This is a genomic window from Deinococcus humi (genome assembly GCF_014201875.1).
Taxonomy (GTDB): domain Bacteria; phylum Deinococcota; class Deinococci; order Deinococcales; family Deinococcaceae; genus Deinococcus; species Deinococcus humi.
The window spans coordinates 134,906-152,992 of record NZ_JACHFL010000007.1 but is presented as its reverse complement, the minus strand read 5'-3'; the positions used below and the strand labels follow the sequence as shown (position 1 = coordinate 152,992).

The 18,087-nt window shown below is 65.4% G+C and carries 12 protein-coding genes and 1 riboswitch; of the genes, 3 read left to right on the top strand and 9 right to left on the bottom strand.

What is annotated here, in order from left to right; translation table 11 throughout:
• Window positions 1-33: 33 nt before the first annotated feature.
• On the bottom strand, window positions 34-231 hold the full coding sequence (locus HNQ08_RS14410; protein WP_184133486.1) for a hypothetical protein: 198 nt from the start codon (window positions 229-231) through the stop codon (window positions 34-36).
• Between the two features lie 581 nt (window positions 232-812).
• On the opposite strand from HNQ08_RS14410, the gene HNQ08_RS14405 reads away from it, so the two are divergent.
• Window positions 813-1,688 (top strand): cupredoxin domain-containing protein, encoded by an 876-nt coding sequence (locus HNQ08_RS14405; RefSeq protein WP_184133484.1) that lies wholly within the window; start codon window positions 813-815, stop codon window positions 1,686-1,688.
• A 247-nt stretch (window positions 1,689-1,935) separates the two neighbouring features.
• Here HNQ08_RS14405 and HNQ08_RS14400 read toward each other — a convergent pair whose 3' ends face one another.
• The 4 genes from HNQ08_RS14400 to HNQ08_RS14385 form a co-directional block, all read right to left on the bottom strand.
• Complete coding sequence (locus tag HNQ08_RS14400; RefSeq protein WP_184133482.1) at window positions 1,936-6,063, bottom strand: BTAD domain-containing putative transcriptional regulator; 4,128 nt, start codon at window positions 6,061-6,063, stop codon at window positions 1,936-1,938.
• Between the two features lie 262 nt (window positions 6,064-6,325).
• The gene (locus tag HNQ08_RS14395) at window positions 6,326-7,315 is read right to left on the bottom strand and encodes an SDR family oxidoreductase (protein ID WP_184133480.1); all 990 of its coding nucleotides are present in this window, start codon (window positions 7,313-7,315) and stop codon (window positions 6,326-6,328) included.
• Between the two features lie 13 nt (window positions 7,316-7,328).
• Complete coding sequence (locus tag HNQ08_RS14390; protein ID WP_184133478.1) at window positions 7,329-8,810, bottom strand: hypothetical protein; 1,482 nt, start codon at window positions 8,808-8,810, stop codon at window positions 7,329-7,331.
• 49 nt (window positions 8,811-8,859) lie between these two features.
• Window positions 8,860-10,737, bottom strand: a complete 1,878-nt coding sequence (locus tag HNQ08_RS14385; protein ID WP_184133476.1) for a hypothetical protein — start codon at window positions 10,735-10,737, stop codon at window positions 8,860-8,862.
• A gap of 255 nt (window positions 10,738-10,992) precedes the next feature.
• Here HNQ08_RS14385 and HNQ08_RS14380 point away from each other — a divergent pair, with 255 nt between their 5' ends.
• Together HNQ08_RS14380 and HNQ08_RS14375 are read left to right on the top strand one after the other, a co-directional pair.
• The gene (locus HNQ08_RS14380; protein ID WP_184133474.1) at window positions 10,993-11,769 is read left to right on the top strand and encodes a carboxypeptidase-like regulatory domain-containing protein; all 777 of its coding nucleotides are present in this window, start codon (window positions 10,993-10,995) and stop codon (window positions 11,767-11,769) included.
• A 56-nt stretch (window positions 11,770-11,825) separates the two neighbouring features.
• The gene (locus HNQ08_RS14375) at window positions 11,826-12,341 is read left to right on the top strand and encodes a hypothetical protein (protein WP_184133472.1); all 516 of its coding nucleotides are present in this window, start codon (window positions 11,826-11,828) and stop codon (window positions 12,339-12,341) included.
• Window positions 12,342-12,582: 241 nt separating this feature from the next.
• Here the strand turns inward: HNQ08_RS14375 and HNQ08_RS14370 are convergent, their stop codons facing one another.
• The 4 genes from HNQ08_RS14370 to HNQ08_RS14355 form a co-directional block, all read right to left on the bottom strand.
• The gene (locus HNQ08_RS14370) at window positions 12,583-14,976 is read right to left on the bottom strand and encodes an EAL domain-containing protein (RefSeq protein ID WP_184133470.1); all 2,394 of its coding nucleotides are present in this window, start codon (window positions 14,974-14,976) and stop codon (window positions 12,583-12,585) included.
• Window positions 14,977-15,014: 38 nt separating this feature from the next.
• Entirely contained in the window at window positions 15,015-15,728 is a 714-nt protein-coding gene (locus HNQ08_RS14365) for a S8 family serine peptidase (protein WP_184133468.1), read from the bottom strand.
• A 295-nt stretch (window positions 15,729-16,023) separates the two neighbouring features.
• Entirely contained in the window at window positions 16,024-16,566 is a 543-nt protein-coding gene (locus HNQ08_RS14360) for a hypothetical protein (RefSeq protein ID WP_184133466.1), read from the bottom strand.
• 71 nt (window positions 16,567-16,637) lie between these two features.
• A riboswitch (cyclic di-GMP riboswitch) is annotated at window positions 16,638-16,722 on the bottom strand.
• Between the two features lie 628 nt (window positions 16,723-17,350).
• Complete coding sequence (locus HNQ08_RS14355; protein ID WP_184133464.1) at window positions 17,351-17,998, bottom strand: GNAT family N-acetyltransferase; 648 nt, start codon at window positions 17,996-17,998, stop codon at window positions 17,351-17,353.
• Window positions 17,999-18,087: the final 89 nt, after the last annotated feature.

The following is an 18,087-nucleotide window of genomic DNA, read 5'->3' as shown; positions in this document are numbered from 1 at the left end:
CAGAACGGTTCTAGCGAATGGAAAAGCGGGGGCTCAATCTGTCCTGGGGCCGCGCACCCGTACATTCAGAAACTCCACTAGCGCGTCCGGGGTAGAGAAGTGGCGGCGCTGCGCGCCCTGAGGCAGCAGGACCGAGGCGCGCCACACCACCTCCGAGCCATCGAGCTCGTACCAGATGCGCAGGATGTAGATCTCGCGCTCCAGGAACGGCGGGTGTATGAAGTGATTCATATTCGGACCTCCAGGGTGACTAGGAAGAGAAGGAGGGACCCTCGGGCGGCCCCCTTGTCAGCCAGATGGCGGGCTGCGCAGGTGTACAGGGCCGTCGGCACGCCGGGGGAGAAACGGGACAGATGGCTGCGAAGAGGTGAATGGATGGATGGAAGGCGGCCAGATCAGCAAAGAGGCCGCCTTCAAGCCGGGCAGTCCCGGCTGAGCGCACCGTAAAGCACCCCTGCTGACTGGCCCATGATCGGCCACCCATCCTCTTCCCATTCCTCCGGCGCTCTCCAAAGGAGAACCTTCGGCACGGCCACGCCGGCTCAGTTTCCTTCTCTTTCCTGACGGCTGGCCCTGTGGTCCTCTCCGCCTTCCGCCCTTGAGGCAGGGGGCGCTCGTCGGGGCGCGTCCATGGGTCTGTCCTGGTGTCACACCCGAAGACAAAAGCCCAGGAGTTCGGCCACGCAGCGTGACGCCGCCGGGCAGAGGCACAGCGGCACCCCAGAAGCAATCACGCTCCAATCAGACGTCTCCTTTTACGGTTTCCCTCAGATCAGGGAGAGCTTCCCCACCCTGGCCCAGGAGGAACCACCATGACGAAAACCCACGCTTTCCGCCGCCTGCTGACCCTCGCCCTCATCGCCGCGCTCGCTGCGCCCGCCCTGGCGCACCAGGGACACTCCCATGGTGGGAGCAGCGTGCAGGTGCAAAGCCAGGACTACACCTTCGTGACCCCCACGAGCGTGCCGACCGGTTGGACGACTTTCGAACTGAAGAACACCGGCAAGGAACCCCACCATATGCAGCTCGTCCGTCTGCCTGCTGGAATGACCCAGGAGGGATTCTTGGCGAAGTTGCAGGAGAACGAGGGCACCGCCCTTGCCAGCGTCGAGATGACCGGCGGCGTGGGGATGCTGTTGCCCGGCGAGTCGCAGCAGATCACCGTCAATCTCAGCGAACCTGGCACGTACCTGGAACTGTGTTTCGTGCCCGATGCTAACGGTGTGCCTCACCTCGCGCTGGGTATGGTGAGCGCCTTCCAGGTGACGCAGGCCCCGGCAGACGCCGCCCGGGCCGAGCTGCCCAAAGCAGACCTCAAGGTCAAGCTCGTGGACTTTGGCTTCGAGTTGCCCAAGGGAGTCACGATCACCGAGGGGGTGCAGGTCTGGGAGGTCACCAATGCTGGCCCAGAGGGGCACGAGATGCTGGTGTTCCGCCTCGCGCCGGGGAAGACGATGGAGGACGTGGCCGCCTACCTGCAAAAGCCCGAGGGACCCATGCCGATCATCCCGGCAGGTGGGGCGCAGGCCGTGACGAATGGCCGGACCTCCTATGTGCACCTGAACCTAGTACCTGGGGATTATCTGATGCTGTGCGGCATTCCCAGCCCAGCGAACGCGGGAGCGCCCCACGCCGCGCTGGGAATGATCCGCCCCTTCACGGTGGTGGAGAAGAGCGCACAGAAGTAAGCCGAATCCCAACCAGCCAGTATGGTCAACCTCTGGAGATGCTGCTCCGCCACCGAGCAGCGTCTTCAGGGGAAGGGATGATGTCTGGTCATTGCGCCCCTATGTCCGCAGCGACAACGGAGCATCATATGACCAGAAAACCCCTTGCTGAGGAGCATTTCCCACCCTCTGCCTTCCGGCTACCAGCCCACACTTGAAGAACCAGGAGGCCAACCCATTCCAAGCGGGCGTCTTCCGGCGGCCCAGCCTAGAGGTCCAGGTCTGGGCGGCCCTGCCCCCGCGCCAGTTGGGTCAGCGCCTCCTGAAGATTGAACTCCCGCCCACGCTCCCGTAGGCGGCCGAACAGCTCCGGGCCCAGCAGGGCCGGCGCGGAGCGTTCCGCCTGCATGAGCGCCGCGCCGACCTCACTGTCCCAGGCAGAGGGCTGCTGCTCGCACTGACGCCCCAGCACGCCTGTAAGCCATCCCAGAACCCGGCCCTCGCCCCGCGCCAGGGCCAACTGCACCCAGCCCGTCAGCACGGCCAACCGCCCCGTTTCCGAGTCAAGGGCGGCGGCGTGCTGTCCGGCCTGGATCAGGTGCGCCGTGGCCTCCTCGAACCGCCCGGCGAGCCATTCGCCCCGGGCAAGGTGAACGCGGGCCATCATGAGGATGTACGTGCTGTCGGTTTCCAAGGCCACCTCGTGCATTCGCCACGCGAGGCGTGTGATCTCGGCTGCGTCCTGGTGGTGCTGAGGCACCTGCATCCGCGCGTGCAGGGCCATAGTCGTGATGAAGGGGTCACCATGCGCTTCGGCCACGGTGATCGATTCGCGTGAAAGCCGCTCGGCCTCGGCGAAGTCTCCGCTGTGCATCAGGACGAGCGTGCGGTAGCCGAGGGTCAGAACCTGCCCCACCACCACACCCTCAGCAGCGTACCGCCGGGTGCCTTCGGCCATGTGGGTCGCGATCCCGGCCATGTCCCGCTGCCAGAACGCGCGCATGCCGCGTGCCAGTGCGACACGCGCCTGACCCCGCTTTGAAAGTGTGGCCAGCGCTGGGTGCTCCAGAAATGGTGTCAGGGCCTGAGGACCCTCGATAAACCACGCGTTCAGGGGGGACATCAGGCAGATCAGCTCGGCAAGTTCGGCCGCGTCCTCCAACTGCCCGGCAACCGTCAGGGTGTTCAGCGCGGCAAAGACATTGCCGATCTCCCCATCCAGGTCCTGCACCCAGCGCCTCTGTGTGGGGCCGCTCACTCCCTCTGCGGCGCGGCGCATGAAGTCCAGCATGAACGCTGCATGCTGTCCCTGAACCTTTGCCAGCTCCCCCGCCGCCTCCAGCTGCTCCAGAGCGTATTCGCGCACAGTGGCGAGCATCGTGTAACGCGGCTCCAGGCTGGCGTTCTCTGTCCAGCGCACCAGGCTGTGTTCGATCAGCGTACCGAGCCGTTCAAGGACGTCAAGTGTGCCGCCGGGATCGGCCACCTGTTCGGCGGCGTCCAGGGTCCAGCCCCCGGTGAACACCGCCAGCCGCCGGAGCAGCGTCTGTTCGGCCTCGGGCAGGAGGGCCACACTCCAGGCGATGGTGGCGCGCAGGGTCCGGTGCCGGTCGGGCAGGTCACGCGGCCCATGAACCAGCAAAGGAAGCGTCCGCTCCAGGCGGCCCCAGAGTGCAGCTGGCGGCATGGTCCGCAGCCTGGCCGCTGCAAGCTCGATGGCGAGAGGCAGGCCGTCGAGCCGCCGCAGGATGGCGCTGATCACCGGAAGGTTCTGGGGCGTGAGGCAGAACGTAGGGCTGGCCGCCTGCGCGCGGTCCACGAACAGCGTGAGCGCCGGAGACCGTGACAAGGCTTCTTGTGGGTCGCTCCCGAGTGCCGCAGGGAGCGGCAGCGGCTCAACCCCATACACCCGCTCACCCGACAGCGAGAGCGGCACCCGGCTGGTCACCAGAACCTGAACTCCCGGCGCGGCCCGCAGCACCTGCGTGAGGGCGGCGGCCCCCTCCACCACCTGCTCCAGGTTATCGAGGACGATCAATTGCCGCCGCCCCGCCAGCGCCCGGCCCAGCGCCGCGAGCGGATCCTCCTGCCCCCCCAGCGGGAGACCCAGACCGTTGCCGAGCGCCGCGGGCAGAACCTGTGGGTCGTTGAGATCCGCCAGAGACACAAAGGCCACGCCGTCGGGGAAGCGCGTCCCCACCGCACGGGCCACCTCCAGCGCGAGCCGCGTCTTGCCCACACCGCCAGGCCCGGTCAGGGTCAGCAGGCGGGTCCCGTCGGCGAGGAGGCCCTCCACCTCATTCCGGACGGCCTCGCGGCCGTGGAAAGTGGTCGTGGGCAATGGCAGGCTGTCCGAGACGACCCCCGATGGGTCAGGCTCCCCGGTCTCCTCCTGAATCAGGGCGATACGCGCGCTCAACTCCCGGGCGTCGTCCAGGCGAAAATTGTCGCGCGCCGCACGCTCGGCCGCGCGTAGATGGGGCAGGGCGGCCTGCGCGTTGTCCCCGCTCAGCCAGTGCTCGGCGGTCCGCAGGGGATCGGCACTGGAGCGTTCCAGCGCACGCGCGGCGTTGCGGTGCAGCAAGGTTCGAACCGAGCCTGGAATCTGCGCAGCCACCGCCTCATAGACCAAGTCGTGCCAGAAGCCGTCGCCGCGCACGACCTGTGCCGCCTCCAGTTCTTCCCAGGCTTCGAGCAGTTCCATCAAAGGTGCCCCCAGCATGTCCGCCACTAGGTCCACCGTGAAGTCGCGCTGCAAGATGGCCGCTGCCCGAGCCGCCTGCAGCGCAGGGGTGGACAGGCCCCCCAGACGTTGCTCAATGACCTGCGCCACCTTGACAGGCAGCGGCAGACGCTCTGGCAGACGCGCGCCGAACTGGCCAGTCTCGATCAGGTGCTTGACGGTTTCGAGCAGGAAAACCGGATTGCCACCGGTGTGCCGGATCAGGCGGCCCCGCGTGACCGGATCATCCGGCACCCCCACGTCGTCCATCAGCGCCCGCAGGCTGTCGCTGTCCAGGGGACCCAGCGCGATGTTCACGGCAAGCCCCTGGGCCACGGTGTCGCGCAGCACTGCCGAACTCTCCGGCGGCAATTCGCTGGGCCGGTAGGTGATGATCAGGGGCGGCAGACTGCGCGAGCTGTAGGCCCGGCCAGCGGCGCCGAAGAGGTACAGCCCATTGGTGTTGGTCTGCTGGTCGAAATACTGCCAGTCGTCGGCCACGCTGGTGCGGGTGCCCTCGTGGAGGGTCAGCTGAAACATCAGAACGGCCTGACGCAGCCGCAGCACCTCCTCCTCACTCACCAGTGGAGGAAGTACCTGGCCCTGGACGGCCAGTTCGGGGAGCAGCCGCGACAGTTCGGAACGGACCCACGGTTCCAGCGGAGCGTCGGGCCGCTGGCGTAACCCTTCGCGCAGATGACGGATGGTCGTCGCCCACGGCTGGGCCTGGTCACCTGGCCGGGCGGAATTCACGCGGGTCTCGCCCTTGCTCGCGGCGAAGTCCAGCGCCAGCCGCGTCTTGCCGCTGCCCGCCTCCCCGCCAATATAGATCCACAGGCCCCGCGCGTAGGCGTCTTCCATGATCGCCCACTCGCGCTCGCGGCCCAGCAGCCTCGGAGGACGCAGCACCGACAGCGGTAGTGTCTGCCGGGTCCGCTGGATCCCAGACGGCACATGCAGGGTGCCCTCATCGATCTCCCGGGCGAGTTCCCGGGTCTCACTCAGTGGCCCTGCCCCGAACTCACGCGCCAGCATCTCCTCGCAGCGCCTGTACACGCGCAGGGCTGCGGCCCGGTCGCCCCGCGCGTACTGGAGGCGCATCACCCGGCGGTAGGCGTCTTCAGACACAGGATCGGCGTCCAGCAACCGCCCCGCCGTCTCCAAGGCCGCGCCCAGATCTCCCTCCCGTTCCAGCCGCGCCGCCTCGTGCATGAGTGCCTGTACCCGCCAAGCCGCCAGCATTTCGCGCTGCGAGCGCATCCAGTCATCCAGGTCAGGACAATCGTCGTAGTTCAGCCCTGGCAACAGCGACGCGTCTAAATCGAGCAGTTCCGAGTACTGCCCCCGGGCGAACAGGTCGCGCAGCCGCGCGGCGTCCACGTCGAGATCATCCACCACGGCGAGCGGATTGCCCGACGTGATCAGCTCCCGCCCGGTGGTCAGGCGAACCTTTCTGAGCATCTGCGACAGGTTGTTCCGTGCAGTCGCCTCGGGCGAGTCGGGCCACAGCAGGTCAGCCAGCCGGGCACGGAAGGTTGGCCCCTCCAGCACCAGGTAGGCGAAGCAGGCTGCCATCTTGCGTTCCAGTGCTGTCCGCGCCAGACCCGGCCCACTCAGGCTTGCCCCGCCCAGCAGGGTGGCCTGCCAGACTCCCAGTGACGCCTCCACCGTCATCCGCGCCCACCCTCCGGCACTTTCCTGCTTGTGAGCATGAAGACATCTTAGACAACAAACTCGCCGACGTACATTCAGAGATAAACCTGTCCGTTGGCTGCAGTGGGGCGCCCAGTGGAAAACCCGGCCGACAACGGTCCGCAGCCTGGAGCCGGGGTAAACAGGCCCTGTGGTCACGTGGGTGCCAGCTCCGGGAGCATGACCACGCGCCCCCCCGGCGCAAGTGGAGCGGCGCGTGCGGGGCATGCACCCCTGTCTGCCCTCAGGAGGCAGCTGACGGGAGAGGGTACGCGGCGGCGGGGATCGGCACGGCACCCCGCCAGAGCGCCGCCACTTCGCGGGCGTACTCGGCGTGGGAGCGCGGTGGGCGGCCCAGCAGAAAGGTGGTCTGCTGGAGATCGGCTGGGGACGTCCGCACCTTCACTTTGCCGACCATCCGGTAGCTCTTCTGGCAGTCAAGTGCCTTGCGCGCCCCGTAAGCCCGGCTGAACAGGGCGTCCATCACGGCAAGGTCGGGGGTATACGACACCAGCTGACCCAGTGCCTCGCTCCAATGGGCCGCCGTCTGGGCTCCGCTCAACGACTCTGGGCCCACGAGCGCGTAACCGCCGGAGGGGACGCTGGGATCAAGCAGGGCCCGGGCCGCCGCCTCGCCCACATCCCGGGTGTCCACGCGGGGAACCAGACCCAGGGGAAGAGGGTAACGTCCGGCCAGCAGCTCTTCGCGGCTCACCTCGTCCATCTGGAAGTAGTTGCCGGGAACCAGGACCACTGGGTTCGTGCGCGAGGTACGGACCCGTTCAGCGAGGCGCAACTTGGGCTTGTAATGAGGCATCAACAGGCCGAAAACGGTTCGCTGGATCAGGCGGGAAAGTCGATTCTTCCCGTCCGCGTGGACACCGGAAAAGACCAGACGCACGCCCTCGAGCTCACACGCGCGGACGAAGTTCTCGGCGAGTTGTTCCTCGCGCTCGTCGTGGGGCGAGACGTAGAAGGCCGCGTGGACGCCGCGCATGGCCCGGGCGATGGCCTGGCAGTCCTCCAGGGTTCCCACCACGCGCTCGACCTGGGGCGGCAGGTCCGCGCCCCTTTCCAGCGAGCGGATGAGGACCCGCACTCTGGCTCCCCGGGCGACCAGTGCGCGCACGACTTGAGAACCGATGGCCCCGCTGGCACCGACGACCAGGATGGGCCGCGAAGGGAGGACCGGGGACGGGGCGGACGCTGGGGGTTGGTGCGGCGCTGTTTTCATGTTGGTTCCCTCCTTATTTCGTCCCGGGCGAAAGGTTCCATTCCACCCGGATGGTCGTGGGCAGATTCAGCATCTGGCCCCTGGCCTCGTACGACCCCTTGATCTCACCGTTCGGCCCGACCCGCCCTGCCAGAACGCGGTCGATGCTCGCGGACATCGGGTACGTCTCCGTGCGGTTTATCCGGTCGTCCTGCCCACCACCGCCGCAGTACAGCTTGTACCAGCTCCACTTGGTGTAGGGGCCGCCCATCTGTCCGTAGGCGGTGTTTACGGTGAACCGGTACTCACCGTCCACGACGCGGAGATCCGCCTTCACTGCTGCCTTGAGCAAGCCGGTCATGCTGTACTTGAGGTCGGTGATGTGATGTTCGCGCAACATCTCGGGGCCGCCCGCCTGGCAGACCGAGTAGACCTTCCACTCCTGGTGGTCTTCCAGGTTATAGGTGGCGGTGCCCGACTGTTCGAGGGCCAGGTTCAGGGACCCGTCGCTGACCTCGGAGCCCGTGACCGTGTAGACATGTTTGTTCTCGTAAGTTGCCTGGCCGCCGCCCACCCAGGGAGCTGCCGCGTTCCAGGCCTTTGTGGCGGTTTCGGTGTACGTCACGGTTCCCTGCCACGCCTGGCCGTCCTCGACCGTCACGTTGGAGAGCAGCGTGAACGTCTGGCCGGAGAGGTCCGTGACCTGTGTCGATACCGCCACCGGGTTGCGGCTGGGCTTCTTGCCCGGCGCGGTGTACGTGGCCGTGCCGCGGACCCCGGCACCCACCACCGTGCCCACGCTGCTGCTGCCCCCAGGCGTGCTGTTCACTGACCAGTTCTTGGCGGTAAAGGCGAGGGGGGCGGGGGCGCACTCGAAGATGGGGACCGTCAGGCTGTCCGGGTCGAGTTCACTGTCGTCCGTGCAGTCCACCACGCTGAGCTGCACGGTCTGCCCGGCCCTGACCTTCGCCTGAAGGGGCAGGAGCTGCAGTCCTGCCAGCAGTGACCACGTGCTGAAGTGATTGATCTCAACCGAAACGGTCTTGGCCGCGAGATTGCGCGCTGGCTGACGGTACATCTGCCAGACCCCGGCGTGATCCTGGTAGCCCAGACTGAGCTCCTCGGGTGCGCGGCCGACCACCTCCTCGTCGGTGTACCGAAAGGTCAGGCGTACAGGTCTGGCAAAGCTTGTGCCTTCCGGGGTCAGGCGGTAGGCCTTGCCCACCTGCCCAGCGGCTGTGTTCGTCATTTCCTGGATGCCCACCAGCTGATCGGCGCTCAGGGCTCCGGCGGGAATGTCGATCGTGACGCTGCCGCCGGGCAATTGCAGTTGCCCTCCGGCGGCACCGATCACCGCCGTGATGGGCAACCCAACCGGCGTGCCGACTGGAGAGGGTGGGATCGGCCGGGACGGGCCGGGCGGCTGGGTAGACGGCGGCGGACTGGCACTGGGCGCCGCCGCGCACGCGCTGAGGATCAGGGCCGGGCCGAGCAGCAGGGCGGTGAGGGTACGCATGGGGGTCTCCTGGAAGGTGCGGGGGCGAGGGACGGGGCCGCAGGGAGGCTTAAGGCCAGAACCGGGTCAGCGCAAAGTCCTGGTTGCTGTCGTTGCGCAGGCCCGCCGCAACGATGCGGGTGGCGGGAATGCGCTCATCGGACTGGAGGACCACGGCCCTCGCCTCGTCTGCCTTGCTGCCAGGGGCAACCGGCGTGATGGTCGTGCCCCCCTGCCCGAAGCCGCTGTCGGGTTGCCCATTTGCGCCGAGCCGGGTCACGGCGAAGTTGCCTGCTGACGAATTGCCCTCGTACACCCAGCCGCCCAGCACGATTTTGCCGTCGGTCTGCACGCTCAGGCCTGTTGCCGCGTCCCAGTTGCCCGCACTCAGGGCCAGCACCTTCCTGCCGCTGTCCCCGAAGCTGGCGTCGAGCGCGCCGTTCTCGGTCAGCCGCGCCACCGCGGTGTCGTTCTGACTGTCGCCCGCCAGCAGCAGCCGGTTCTGGGCGTCGACCACCACAGCGTTCGCCCCGCCAATGTTGCCGCCGAACACCGCACTGACCTTCCCGCCGGTGCCAAAGGCTGCGTCGAGCGTCCCCGAGCCGGTGTACCGCGCCGCCTTGAAGTCACCCTCGCCCCCCACCGCGACGATTCCGGTGCCCTGGAGGGCAAGAGCGCGCACCGTGTCTTTCGCGTTTCCGGTGCTCATCGCGGTCGTGATCTGGCCACCGGTCCCGAAGCTGGCGTCGGGCGCGCCAGCGGCGGTGTAACGGGCGAGGGCGAAATCCACCCCTGAGGCGCTGCTGGCGAAGCTCGCCTGGCCGCCGACCACCACACGGCCGTCCGGCTGCACCAGAATCGCCGAGGCGCGGTCCGCGCTGCTGCCGGCAAAGGCGGTCACGACCCTGCCGCCCACCCCAAAGTTCGTGTCCAACGTGCCGTTCGTGGTCAGGCGGGCCACGCCGAAGCGTTCCTCGTTCCCGGCGTTGGTCGCGCTGCCCGCCACGACAATCTTGCCGTCGCCCTGCACGACCACGGCACGCGCCGTGTCTGACCTGCCCGCAAAGTCGATGATGACCTTGCCTCCGTTGCCGAACGTGGTGTCCTGCTCCCCGTCCCGGGTGTACCGAACGACTGCGAAGTCGTCGGAAACGTTGCCCGTACTGCTTCCCGCCACGATCAGTTTGCCGTCGCTCTGCAGGGCCAGCGCGTAGGGCACGTCTTCTCCCGCGCCAACCGGCGTGACCGCGATGCCGCCCGTTCCAAAAGTGGTGTCCAGGCTGCCCGCCGGGCCGCGCACGGTCACGGTGATGGTCCGGCTGACCTTGGCCGCATCCGTCCCGGTGCCGGTCAGGGTGACAGCGGTCGGCTGGGAGTGTGGCGCGGTGGCCGCCGCGCTCACGGTCACGGTAGCGGTGGACTGGTCTGCCGCGACGGTGACGGGGGTGGCGCTCGCACCAACGGGCAATCCTGCCAGATTCAGCGTCACGGGTCCGGTAAAGCCGTTTTTACGCGTGACCGTCACGGTGACGCTGGCACTCGTGCCGGTGATCACGGGAAGTTTGTCACCCGAGAGCGTCAGGTCAAAGCTGCTGCCGGGCTGCGGCCCCGGCTGCGTGACCGTCACGGTCGCCGCAGCGCTCGTGACGCCGCTCGCGCTGGCGGTGATCGCAGCGGTGCCCGCGCTTATGCCCGTGACCACACTGCCATCGACTTTCGCCACGGTCTCGCTGCTCGACTTCCAGGCAAACGCGACATCGGGGACAGTCTTGCCCTCCTCGTCCTTCGCGGTGGCGGTGAGGGTGACTGTTTTCCCCACCTCAACGCTGGCACTGGACAGGGTTAACTCGACGGTCTTGACGAGAACGGCGGGGATGCCGCCGCTGGTGGTGCAGGCGGACAGGCTGACGGCGAGTAGAGCGGCGCTGATCAGGGTGAATTTGTGCATGGATGGAACCTCCTTGCCTCTTGGCTCCTGCACCGTAGACAACCCGGTCTGATTCGCACGTGATTCGGCCACGCCTTCCCGGGCAGCGCCGCAAACGGGTGCGCCGGACGAGCGGGGCCTTCTTTTGGGCACCGGTGCTGCCCACCGAGGGGCTTTCACATCAGTCACGCGGGAATCAGGGGGGGGGTTCTACGCTCGGCGCACCTTTCCCGGGCACACCGTTCCGGGCAGGCCCGCAGCGATAAGGAGAGACAAATGCAAACGAAATCGATAACCAAGGTGGCCGCCGTACTCCTCGCCTTGACGGCAGGCTCTGCCCTCGCCGTACCCGGCAAGCCCGTCCCCGGCAGCGTGCAGGGCCAGGTCCTTGACTCCCGTGGACAGCCGCTGGAAGGCGTTCAGGTGTGGATCAAACCTGTCGTCACCACCGGCGTCGCCGAGGTGCTGACCGATGAACAGGGCCGCTACGAGGTCACGGGTCTTCCACCCGTCGGTTACCAGGCCCTCGCGTGGTTGCAGGTGCCGTACCAGGGAAAAATGTTTTGCTCCCGCCTTGCCCACCCCAAGACGTCGGATTACAACACCTTCAACCCGCGGGACGGTTTGATTCGCAACTTTCGCTGGCAGCTCTCGGGCCGCATTCCCGGCAATGAGGACTACAGCGACCTGGGTTATTTCGGCGGCAGCCTCCCCCTGATGGCCGGGTTCGGTCAGGAACGCTGGGCCACCCAGAATGACGAAATCGAGCTTCAGCTCACGCCGGTGGGCCCCTTGATCGACGGCAGCGCAGGCAAGCCCCTGACCAGGCGCGCCCCTGCCCGGGGCATGGTCCTCGACGTGCCCATCGGGACCTACCGTGTCAAGGCGACGTTCATCAGCGCAACCGGCAAACGCGAACCCCTCCAGGTTTCCGATTCCGACGGGCACTATGCGGGCGAAGCGACCGTTCACTTCACTCCCTCGGGGACCCTTTGCAAGGGGACGAGCGGCGGCGCTCCTGGCCGTGCATACGTCTACTGGAAGTTCATCTGACTGTTCCCTCCGCCCCACGGTCCACATGCCAGCCACTCGCTTTGAAGGAGAATCACATGAAACACGTCCTCTCTCTGATCCTGGCTCTCGCCACATTCACCCCCGTGTCCGCCTCCCGACTGCCCGCCAACCTCGAACCCTTCGGTCCCGATCAGGTGTGCGTCGGCCGCGCCGAAGTTCAGTTGCGTGGCCAGTCAGACGCCAAGCTCACCCAGGCTGCCCAGGACGTCCTCAATCAGCTCGGCGTCTCCCTCAAACTGGGCAAGCCGGGAGGCAGTTACACCGCGTGCCCCGCGTGGTTGTCGTTCCAGGTGACGGCGGGCAACGAGGGGAGCGGCGGGCTGGTGTATGCGGCCACGTTGAGCCTGATTGCCCCCGGCATACAGACGAAGGCGCTGGAGAACCTCCAGAACGAGAGCTTCGACTATGACGGCAATTTCGAGTTCGTAACGCTGTGGAGCGAGACCGGCTATGACACCGCCGCCAGCGTGGAAAATCTGACATTCAAGCTCAGGGCAGAGGTCGTGTCTCAAATGGACGCCTTCTCCGCCGATTGGAAAAAGAAACACTAACGCATGACCCTCCAATTATCCCCTGAGCTCCTGGCCGCGTAGCCGATAGCCGGAGTGGCCCCACGCAGGCTGGAATCTGAGCGCAGCCGCTCTGCTGTGGCCTGCCGGGCACAGAATGCGGGCGGTTGTGGCCACTCAACTACAGGAGAATCACAAGAGATCAACGGGCGGCTCGGACTTCAAGCCGCCCGTTGATCTCTTGTGGCCCTGCTGAGGTTCAGCCGCCACACCGTCACCGCTCCTACGATGCCAGTGATTCTGACCGAACCGATGTGCCTACGTGGGCGTTCATGTAGCGACGGAAGGCGTCCAAACTCAGGGGAGCAGCCACGAGAAAGCCCTGCAACCTCCTGACGCCCATCGCTTTCAAATGCGTGCGCTGGGCTGAGGTCTCGACGCCCTTTGCAATCACGATCAGGTCCAGGGCCCGGGCAAGATCCGTGACGGCCTGGACCAGGGCGAGTTCCCGTGCCCCGGTCTCCATTCCGTGAACGAGGGCGCGGTCGAGCTTCACGGCGTGGACAGGAAGCTGGGGCAGGCCCGCAAAATTGGCATGGCCTCCCCCGAAATCATCCAGGGTCAGCTGGACGCCCAGTGCGCGCAATTCGGCGAGGGCCAGGTGCGACCTCTCCGGCGCGCGGGCCACCTCCTCTTCACGCACCTCCAGGGCCAGACGCTCCGGGGCGACTCCGGCCTCCTGCAAGGCCCGCTGAACGTGATGTGGCAGGCCAGGATCAGCCAGCTGACGTGCGGAGATGTTCACAGCCACCAGCAAGGACGGCCAGCGCGCCAGCTCAGCGCACGCCTGTTTCAGGGTCCATTCACCCAGGGACAGACTCAGGCCACTCCGCTCGGCCAGCGGCATGAACTGGTCAGGCGTGACGTTCCCGTAGATGGGACTGCGCCAGCGCAGCAGCGCCTCCACTGCGGTCCAGCGCCCACCATCGTCCTCGAGAGGTTGATACTCGAGATGCATTTCACCGGCCCTCAGCGCGCCGTGCAGTGCGGCCTCCAGGGTCGCTGGCGCAAGCCCAACCGAGACGTCTCCAAACTCGAAGCCGCTGCCTCGAGCTTTGGCGCGGTACATCGCATGGTCGGCACGCTCCAGGAGGCCAGCCATATCCGAAGCGTCCTGAGGATAACGCGCCAGCCCCAGACTGGGCCGCATGGCAAGTTCGATCCCGTCAAGGTAGAACCGGTCATCAAAAACCTGTAATAATCGCCGGGCGACCTCGTGCGTGTCCCGGTCATCGACTCCGGGCATCAACACCACAAACTCATCGCCGCCCGTCCGGGCCACGGTGTGGCTGAAGTCCACAGCGTCGGTCAACCGCTGAGCGACTTGCTGAAGCAGCAGGTCTCCTGTCTGGTGACCATGGGTATCGTTCACCTGCTTGAATTTGTTGAGATCGAGAACGCCAATCGTCACCTGCTTTCCCTGCTGAGCGGCGCTTTTCAGGGCGGCGTTGACTCGCTCGGAGAGCAGCAGACGATTGGGAAGCTGCGTGAGCGCGTCGTAAAGGGCCAGGCGTTCCAGCTCTTTCAAGCGGACCATCTGTTCCCTGGCCTGCTTTTCCTTGGCGTCACGCTCCGCCTCATAGCGCGCCTGCTCCCGTTCGAGCCTGGCGCGAGCCTTTTCCAGTTCGCCGCGCGCAGTCAATTCCATGGTGCGCCTCTCTGCCTCGGCGCGGAGCACCTCTGTCTCGGCAGCATGCGCCTGCTGCCACCGTGTGAGGGCCTCTTTCAGGTCCCCGTATTGCTCGGTTGCCCGGGCGCGCAGCTTCAACGCGCCGACGTAGGTTCGCGCGCGTCCGCTGGTCTGGGCATCCCTTAGGGCCGCTTCAAGCAGGGCGAACGTCTCCTGGGGCCGCTCCAGCAGCAGCAGGGTCTGCGCGACTCCGCAGCGCGCCTCCAGAATCGCATCGAGATCCTGTTCCTCCTCAGCGAAGTGAAGCGCAGACTGAAAGGCACTCAGCGCTTCAGGCAGGCGGTCCTCGTCGCGGCGCAGCTGGCCCAGGCCCTGGAATGCGCTGGCGGTCAGGATGCCGCAGCGTTCGACCAGGGCAAGGGCCCGTTCCAGTAATGCGCCCGCCTGCGCAAAGTCGCCGTGGCGACGCAGCAGATCTGCGTGGTTGATAGACACCGCAGCCTCAGCAGTGTCCAGTCCAGCGTTTTGCGTCAGTTGCAGCGCCTGTGTCGAGCAGGCCAGGGCTTCACCGCGCATATTGAGGGCGTCATAGGTCCGGGCGAGGTTGCCAGCCATCACCGCCGCGCGCGCCGGCGTCGTCTCCAGTGAGGTTGCCTGCGCACGCAACAGGTGCTCCAGCGCTGTGTTGAAGCTTCCCAGGTCCAGATAAACGGCGCCGAGGTTGCACAGCACGACTGCCGCGCCCTCATGGTCTTGCGCCGCTTCCCGTATTGCGAGCGCTTCTTCGAGGTGCAGCAGCGCGCCGGGACTGTCGCCACGGGCGTGTTCCAGACCCGCCAAGCCGTTGAGCGCATCGGCGAGTGTGGTGGGCGTGTTCTGTTTCCGGGCCAGCACCACCACCTGTTCAAAGAGCAGGATGGCCCGCAGGTCATCTTCCCCCCGTAAGGCCCGGGCTTGACCCAGAAGCTGATCACACAAGCTCTGCATGGGTTGAGGAGGGAATCTGGCGGACGTGGCCGCACGTATCATTTCAGCAAAGCCTCTGCGTCGAGCAGTTTTCCCGTGGAGAGTTGGGCCGCCAGGGTCTGAGCCTCCTTCCCCTGCGCAAGCGCGAGGGCCAGGGCGCCACTGACCACAGGGGCGGCAAACGACGAACCACTGGCCGTTACCATGCGGCGGTCAGGATAGGACGTTTGAATGTCAACCCCGGGTGCCTGGACTTCACCTCCGCGATTACTCCAACTGGGCAAATTGCCGTCGCGATCCACTGCAGTCACCGAGGTGCCGAAAGCGCCAAGCCGATTCTTCTGGTTCAGGGCGTCTGCAGGAGCCTGAGGCACACTTCCACCATTATTCCCACTGGCAGCCACCACCAGAACGTTCCTTGAGGCGGCGTACTGGAGGGCGGCCCGGACGCCCTCGCTCGAAACTGGCCCGGCAACACTCAGATTGATGATCCTTGCGCCCTGATTGACCGCCAGTCGAATCGCCTGGGCCACGTGGGCTGCTTGACCAGATCCATCGGTTCCTAGAACCCTGAGCGGTAGGATGCTGGCTGCGGGTGCCATCTGATGCAAAACGCCAGCGACGGCAGTGCCGTGTCCGTAGATGCGGCTGGTCTCGTCGCCCTGTTCCGAAGCGTTCTGATCGTCATCGACGAAATCATGGCCAGGCAACAGGACTCCATGCAACATCGGATGGGTAAAGTCGACCCCTGAGTCGAGTAGGGCAATGGTCACGCCTTTCCCCCCCTGAACCGCTCGGGCCTGGGCTTCATGGACGTTGACCTGTTGCCGCCAGTCTGGGGTGCCCGAAGGGAGCGAGGTCTCGCCTTCGGCCCAGAGACGAGCCCCTTCCGCCCACAGGCGGGCTCCACTGGACGAAAAGACGTGTCCTGCCGAGGGCTGTGAAGAGGAAGCCGAAAGGACAGCGGTGGACAGCGGACGCATGGAGCCTGTGGGTGGAGGTGACTTGCCACAAGCTCCCAGCGTCAACGCGGTCATCAGCAGAAAAATGCGGGAGATCATCTCTTCCTCAATCCGCCGCTTCAGAGACAGAAGCGGGCAATTGCCGCATAAGTCCACGGACCACTGTCATGACCGTGTAGGCATCAATCGCAGTCACGATGCCCGAACAGATGGTTTGAGGGTTGTGTGCAGAGGCCACCTCGACGGAGATGAGCAGGCCCTCGCAGACCAGTCGGAAGTTTGCTGCCGATCCCGGCAGCGGTGTCCAGTCGACCTGAAAGGCTGGGCACCGCGCGATCAGCCGATTCAGGAGCCAACAGTCGAAGGCGCTGGCATGACCGCTCTCACTGACGGGCAGCAAAAACTGCACCGCCGAATTGCGCAAATCGGCCATGCGGTACTGCTCATAGCAGTTCATGGCCAGTTGCCGGACCTGCGTCATAATTTCCGTGACGGCGTCATCCATGGAGCTCGCCTGAACCCAGATTCCATCACCACCAGGGACATCGTTGCCTAGCGCAATGGTGCCGTGGGCCTTGCCACCGTCAAAGGTAATGCGAACCGTCAGCGCCAATCCTGCCACCGACTCACTTCGAACGATTGTTCTCATTGGTGCTCCCAAGCGCCGTGTCAGCGCTCTCCCCGTGCCGGGGTTGAGGACGCCGTCATCTTCTCGACGGCATGACAGATAGTCGGTCGCACCACTGGCTCCGCGTGTCCCAGGTGCCCGCATACAGGACCACGCATCATTGCCTCTACCAGCCAGATCCTGAGGGAACTGTACTGATGGGGAGAATTGAACCACATCCCATACGTTGAATCAACGTGTGATCGGGTTTTACCCCCATCAGGGGCATACCCCTGTCAACAAGGAGGGGCCTGTGCCGCAGCGTGGGAAGTGGCGCCAGGGCGAGTGTTTGATGACCAACGCGAGAGACGGGCCGTCATACGGTCCAAAGCCTGGTTCCCGCCCTGGAGCCGCCAGGGACCCTTGAACCTCCTGCGCCATGAGGGCAAAGCTCCAAAGCGCCTGTGTTACGACAGCCGTGACGTTGCGCGTCCGGCGATCCTGACAGCGAATCAAACGAGCCTCTGAGTCAGCTTCTCCAGCCCTGTCGCCCGTATATGCTCTCTCCACGGCTTGGTATGCGTCACTCAAGGACCCACTGCGATTGGACGTTATGCCGCTTGTTCAGAGCCGTCTCTCACCGATTAACAGATAAATCCATACGCTTCATCTAAGATTGATTGCATAGATCGACAGTGCCACCAGACATATGTCGGCCCGATGGAAGAAAAATCGTTTAGAAAAGCGCGTCGCTGCGGAGCGCAGCACAGAAACAGCATCCAGGAGTGATTTGGAGAGTTGACACGCATCCCTATAAAACTTTGATCTATTGAATAAATAAGACAGGTTTGCAGGCTTCGACGCCCACCAATTCAATGTTGCTCCGGCGATCCAACGCCCAGACGTCCCGCGTGAGTCGCCAGCGGTTCAATACGGCTGGCTCACCTCGCCGGGTGGCCCAGTCATGGCCGTTCGCCTGGTAACCCAGTGCCTCAGACACGCGGTTGGACGCCACGTTGTCGAAAAACGCTTCACTGCTCGCCTGCGCCGCCCCGAAACCTTCAAAGGCAAGGTGAAGGATGGCCGCTCGCATCTCACGTCCCAGGCCTTGCTGCCGGGCACCCGGCGCCAGCCAGGAAAAACTGGTCACGGTCCTGAACGTATCGAAGTTCACGCCTATGAGATCCTGCATCCCCACTGCCTCCTCACCGAGCATCACCACGAAATACAGGCGCCAGGCATCCGGGCGAACGGTGCCACGCCCGCGCCAGATCGCTTGAAGCCATTTCCGTTCACGCACCGGATTGTCGTCGTACAGCGACATGGGATCGTCGAATGGGTCAGGTTGACGTTCGGCCACGCCCTCACGAACGATGGGAAGAAGTTGCGTCAGCAGGGCGTCTGTCGCCCCACGAAGCTCCAGTTTTGGCGTGATGACCTTGAGGTCCAGCGGTGGGTAGAAATTGACTGACATGTGATCAGGAGAGGCCAGGGGGTCCAGGGAATCTATGCGCGAAATGGCTTAACGTCCGGCCCGTGCATGGGTCAGGCACTTCTGAGTGA

Excerpts from the sequence above, each read along its gene's own strand:
- HNQ08_RS14395 (WP_184133480.1), bottom strand. The coding sequence starts at position 7,315 with ATGAAAACAGCGCCGCACCAACCCCCAGCGTCCGCCCCGTCCCCGGTC.
- HNQ08_RS14380 (WP_184133474.1), top strand. The coding sequence starts at position 10,993 with ATGCAAACGAAATCGATAACCAAGGTGGCCGCCGTACTCCTCGCCTTG.
- HNQ08_RS14390 (WP_184133478.1), bottom strand. The coding sequence starts at position 8,810 with ATGCGTACCCTCACCGCCCTGCTGCTCGGCCCGGCCCTGATCCTCAGC.
- HNQ08_RS14370 (WP_184133470.1), bottom strand. The coding sequence starts at position 14,976 with ATGCAGAGCTTGTGTGATCAGCTTCTGGGTCAAGCCCGGGCCTTACGG.
- HNQ08_RS14385 (WP_184133476.1), bottom strand. The coding sequence starts at position 10,737 with ATGCACAAATTCACCCTGATCAGCGCCGCTCTACTCGCCGTCAGCCTG.
- HNQ08_RS14410 (WP_184133486.1), bottom strand. The coding sequence starts at position 231 with ATGAATCACTTCATACACCCGCCGTTCCTGGAGCGCGAGATCTACATC.
- HNQ08_RS14405 (WP_184133484.1), top strand. The coding sequence starts at position 813 with ATGACGAAAACCCACGCTTTCCGCCGCCTGCTGACCCTCGCCCTCATC.
- HNQ08_RS14375 (WP_184133472.1), top strand. The coding sequence starts at position 11,826 with ATGAAACACGTCCTCTCTCTGATCCTGGCTCTCGCCACATTCACCCCC.
- HNQ08_RS14355 (WP_184133464.1), bottom strand. The coding sequence starts at position 17,998 with ATGTCAGTCAATTTCTACCCACCGCTGGACCTCAAGGTCATCACGCCA.
- HNQ08_RS14400 (WP_184133482.1), bottom strand. The coding sequence starts at position 6,063 with ATGACGGTGGAGGCGTCACTGGGAGTCTGGCAGGCCACCCTGCTGGGC.
- HNQ08_RS14360 (WP_184133466.1), bottom strand. The coding sequence starts at position 16,566 with ATGAGAACAATCGTTCGAAGTGAGTCGGTGGCAGGATTGGCGCTGACG.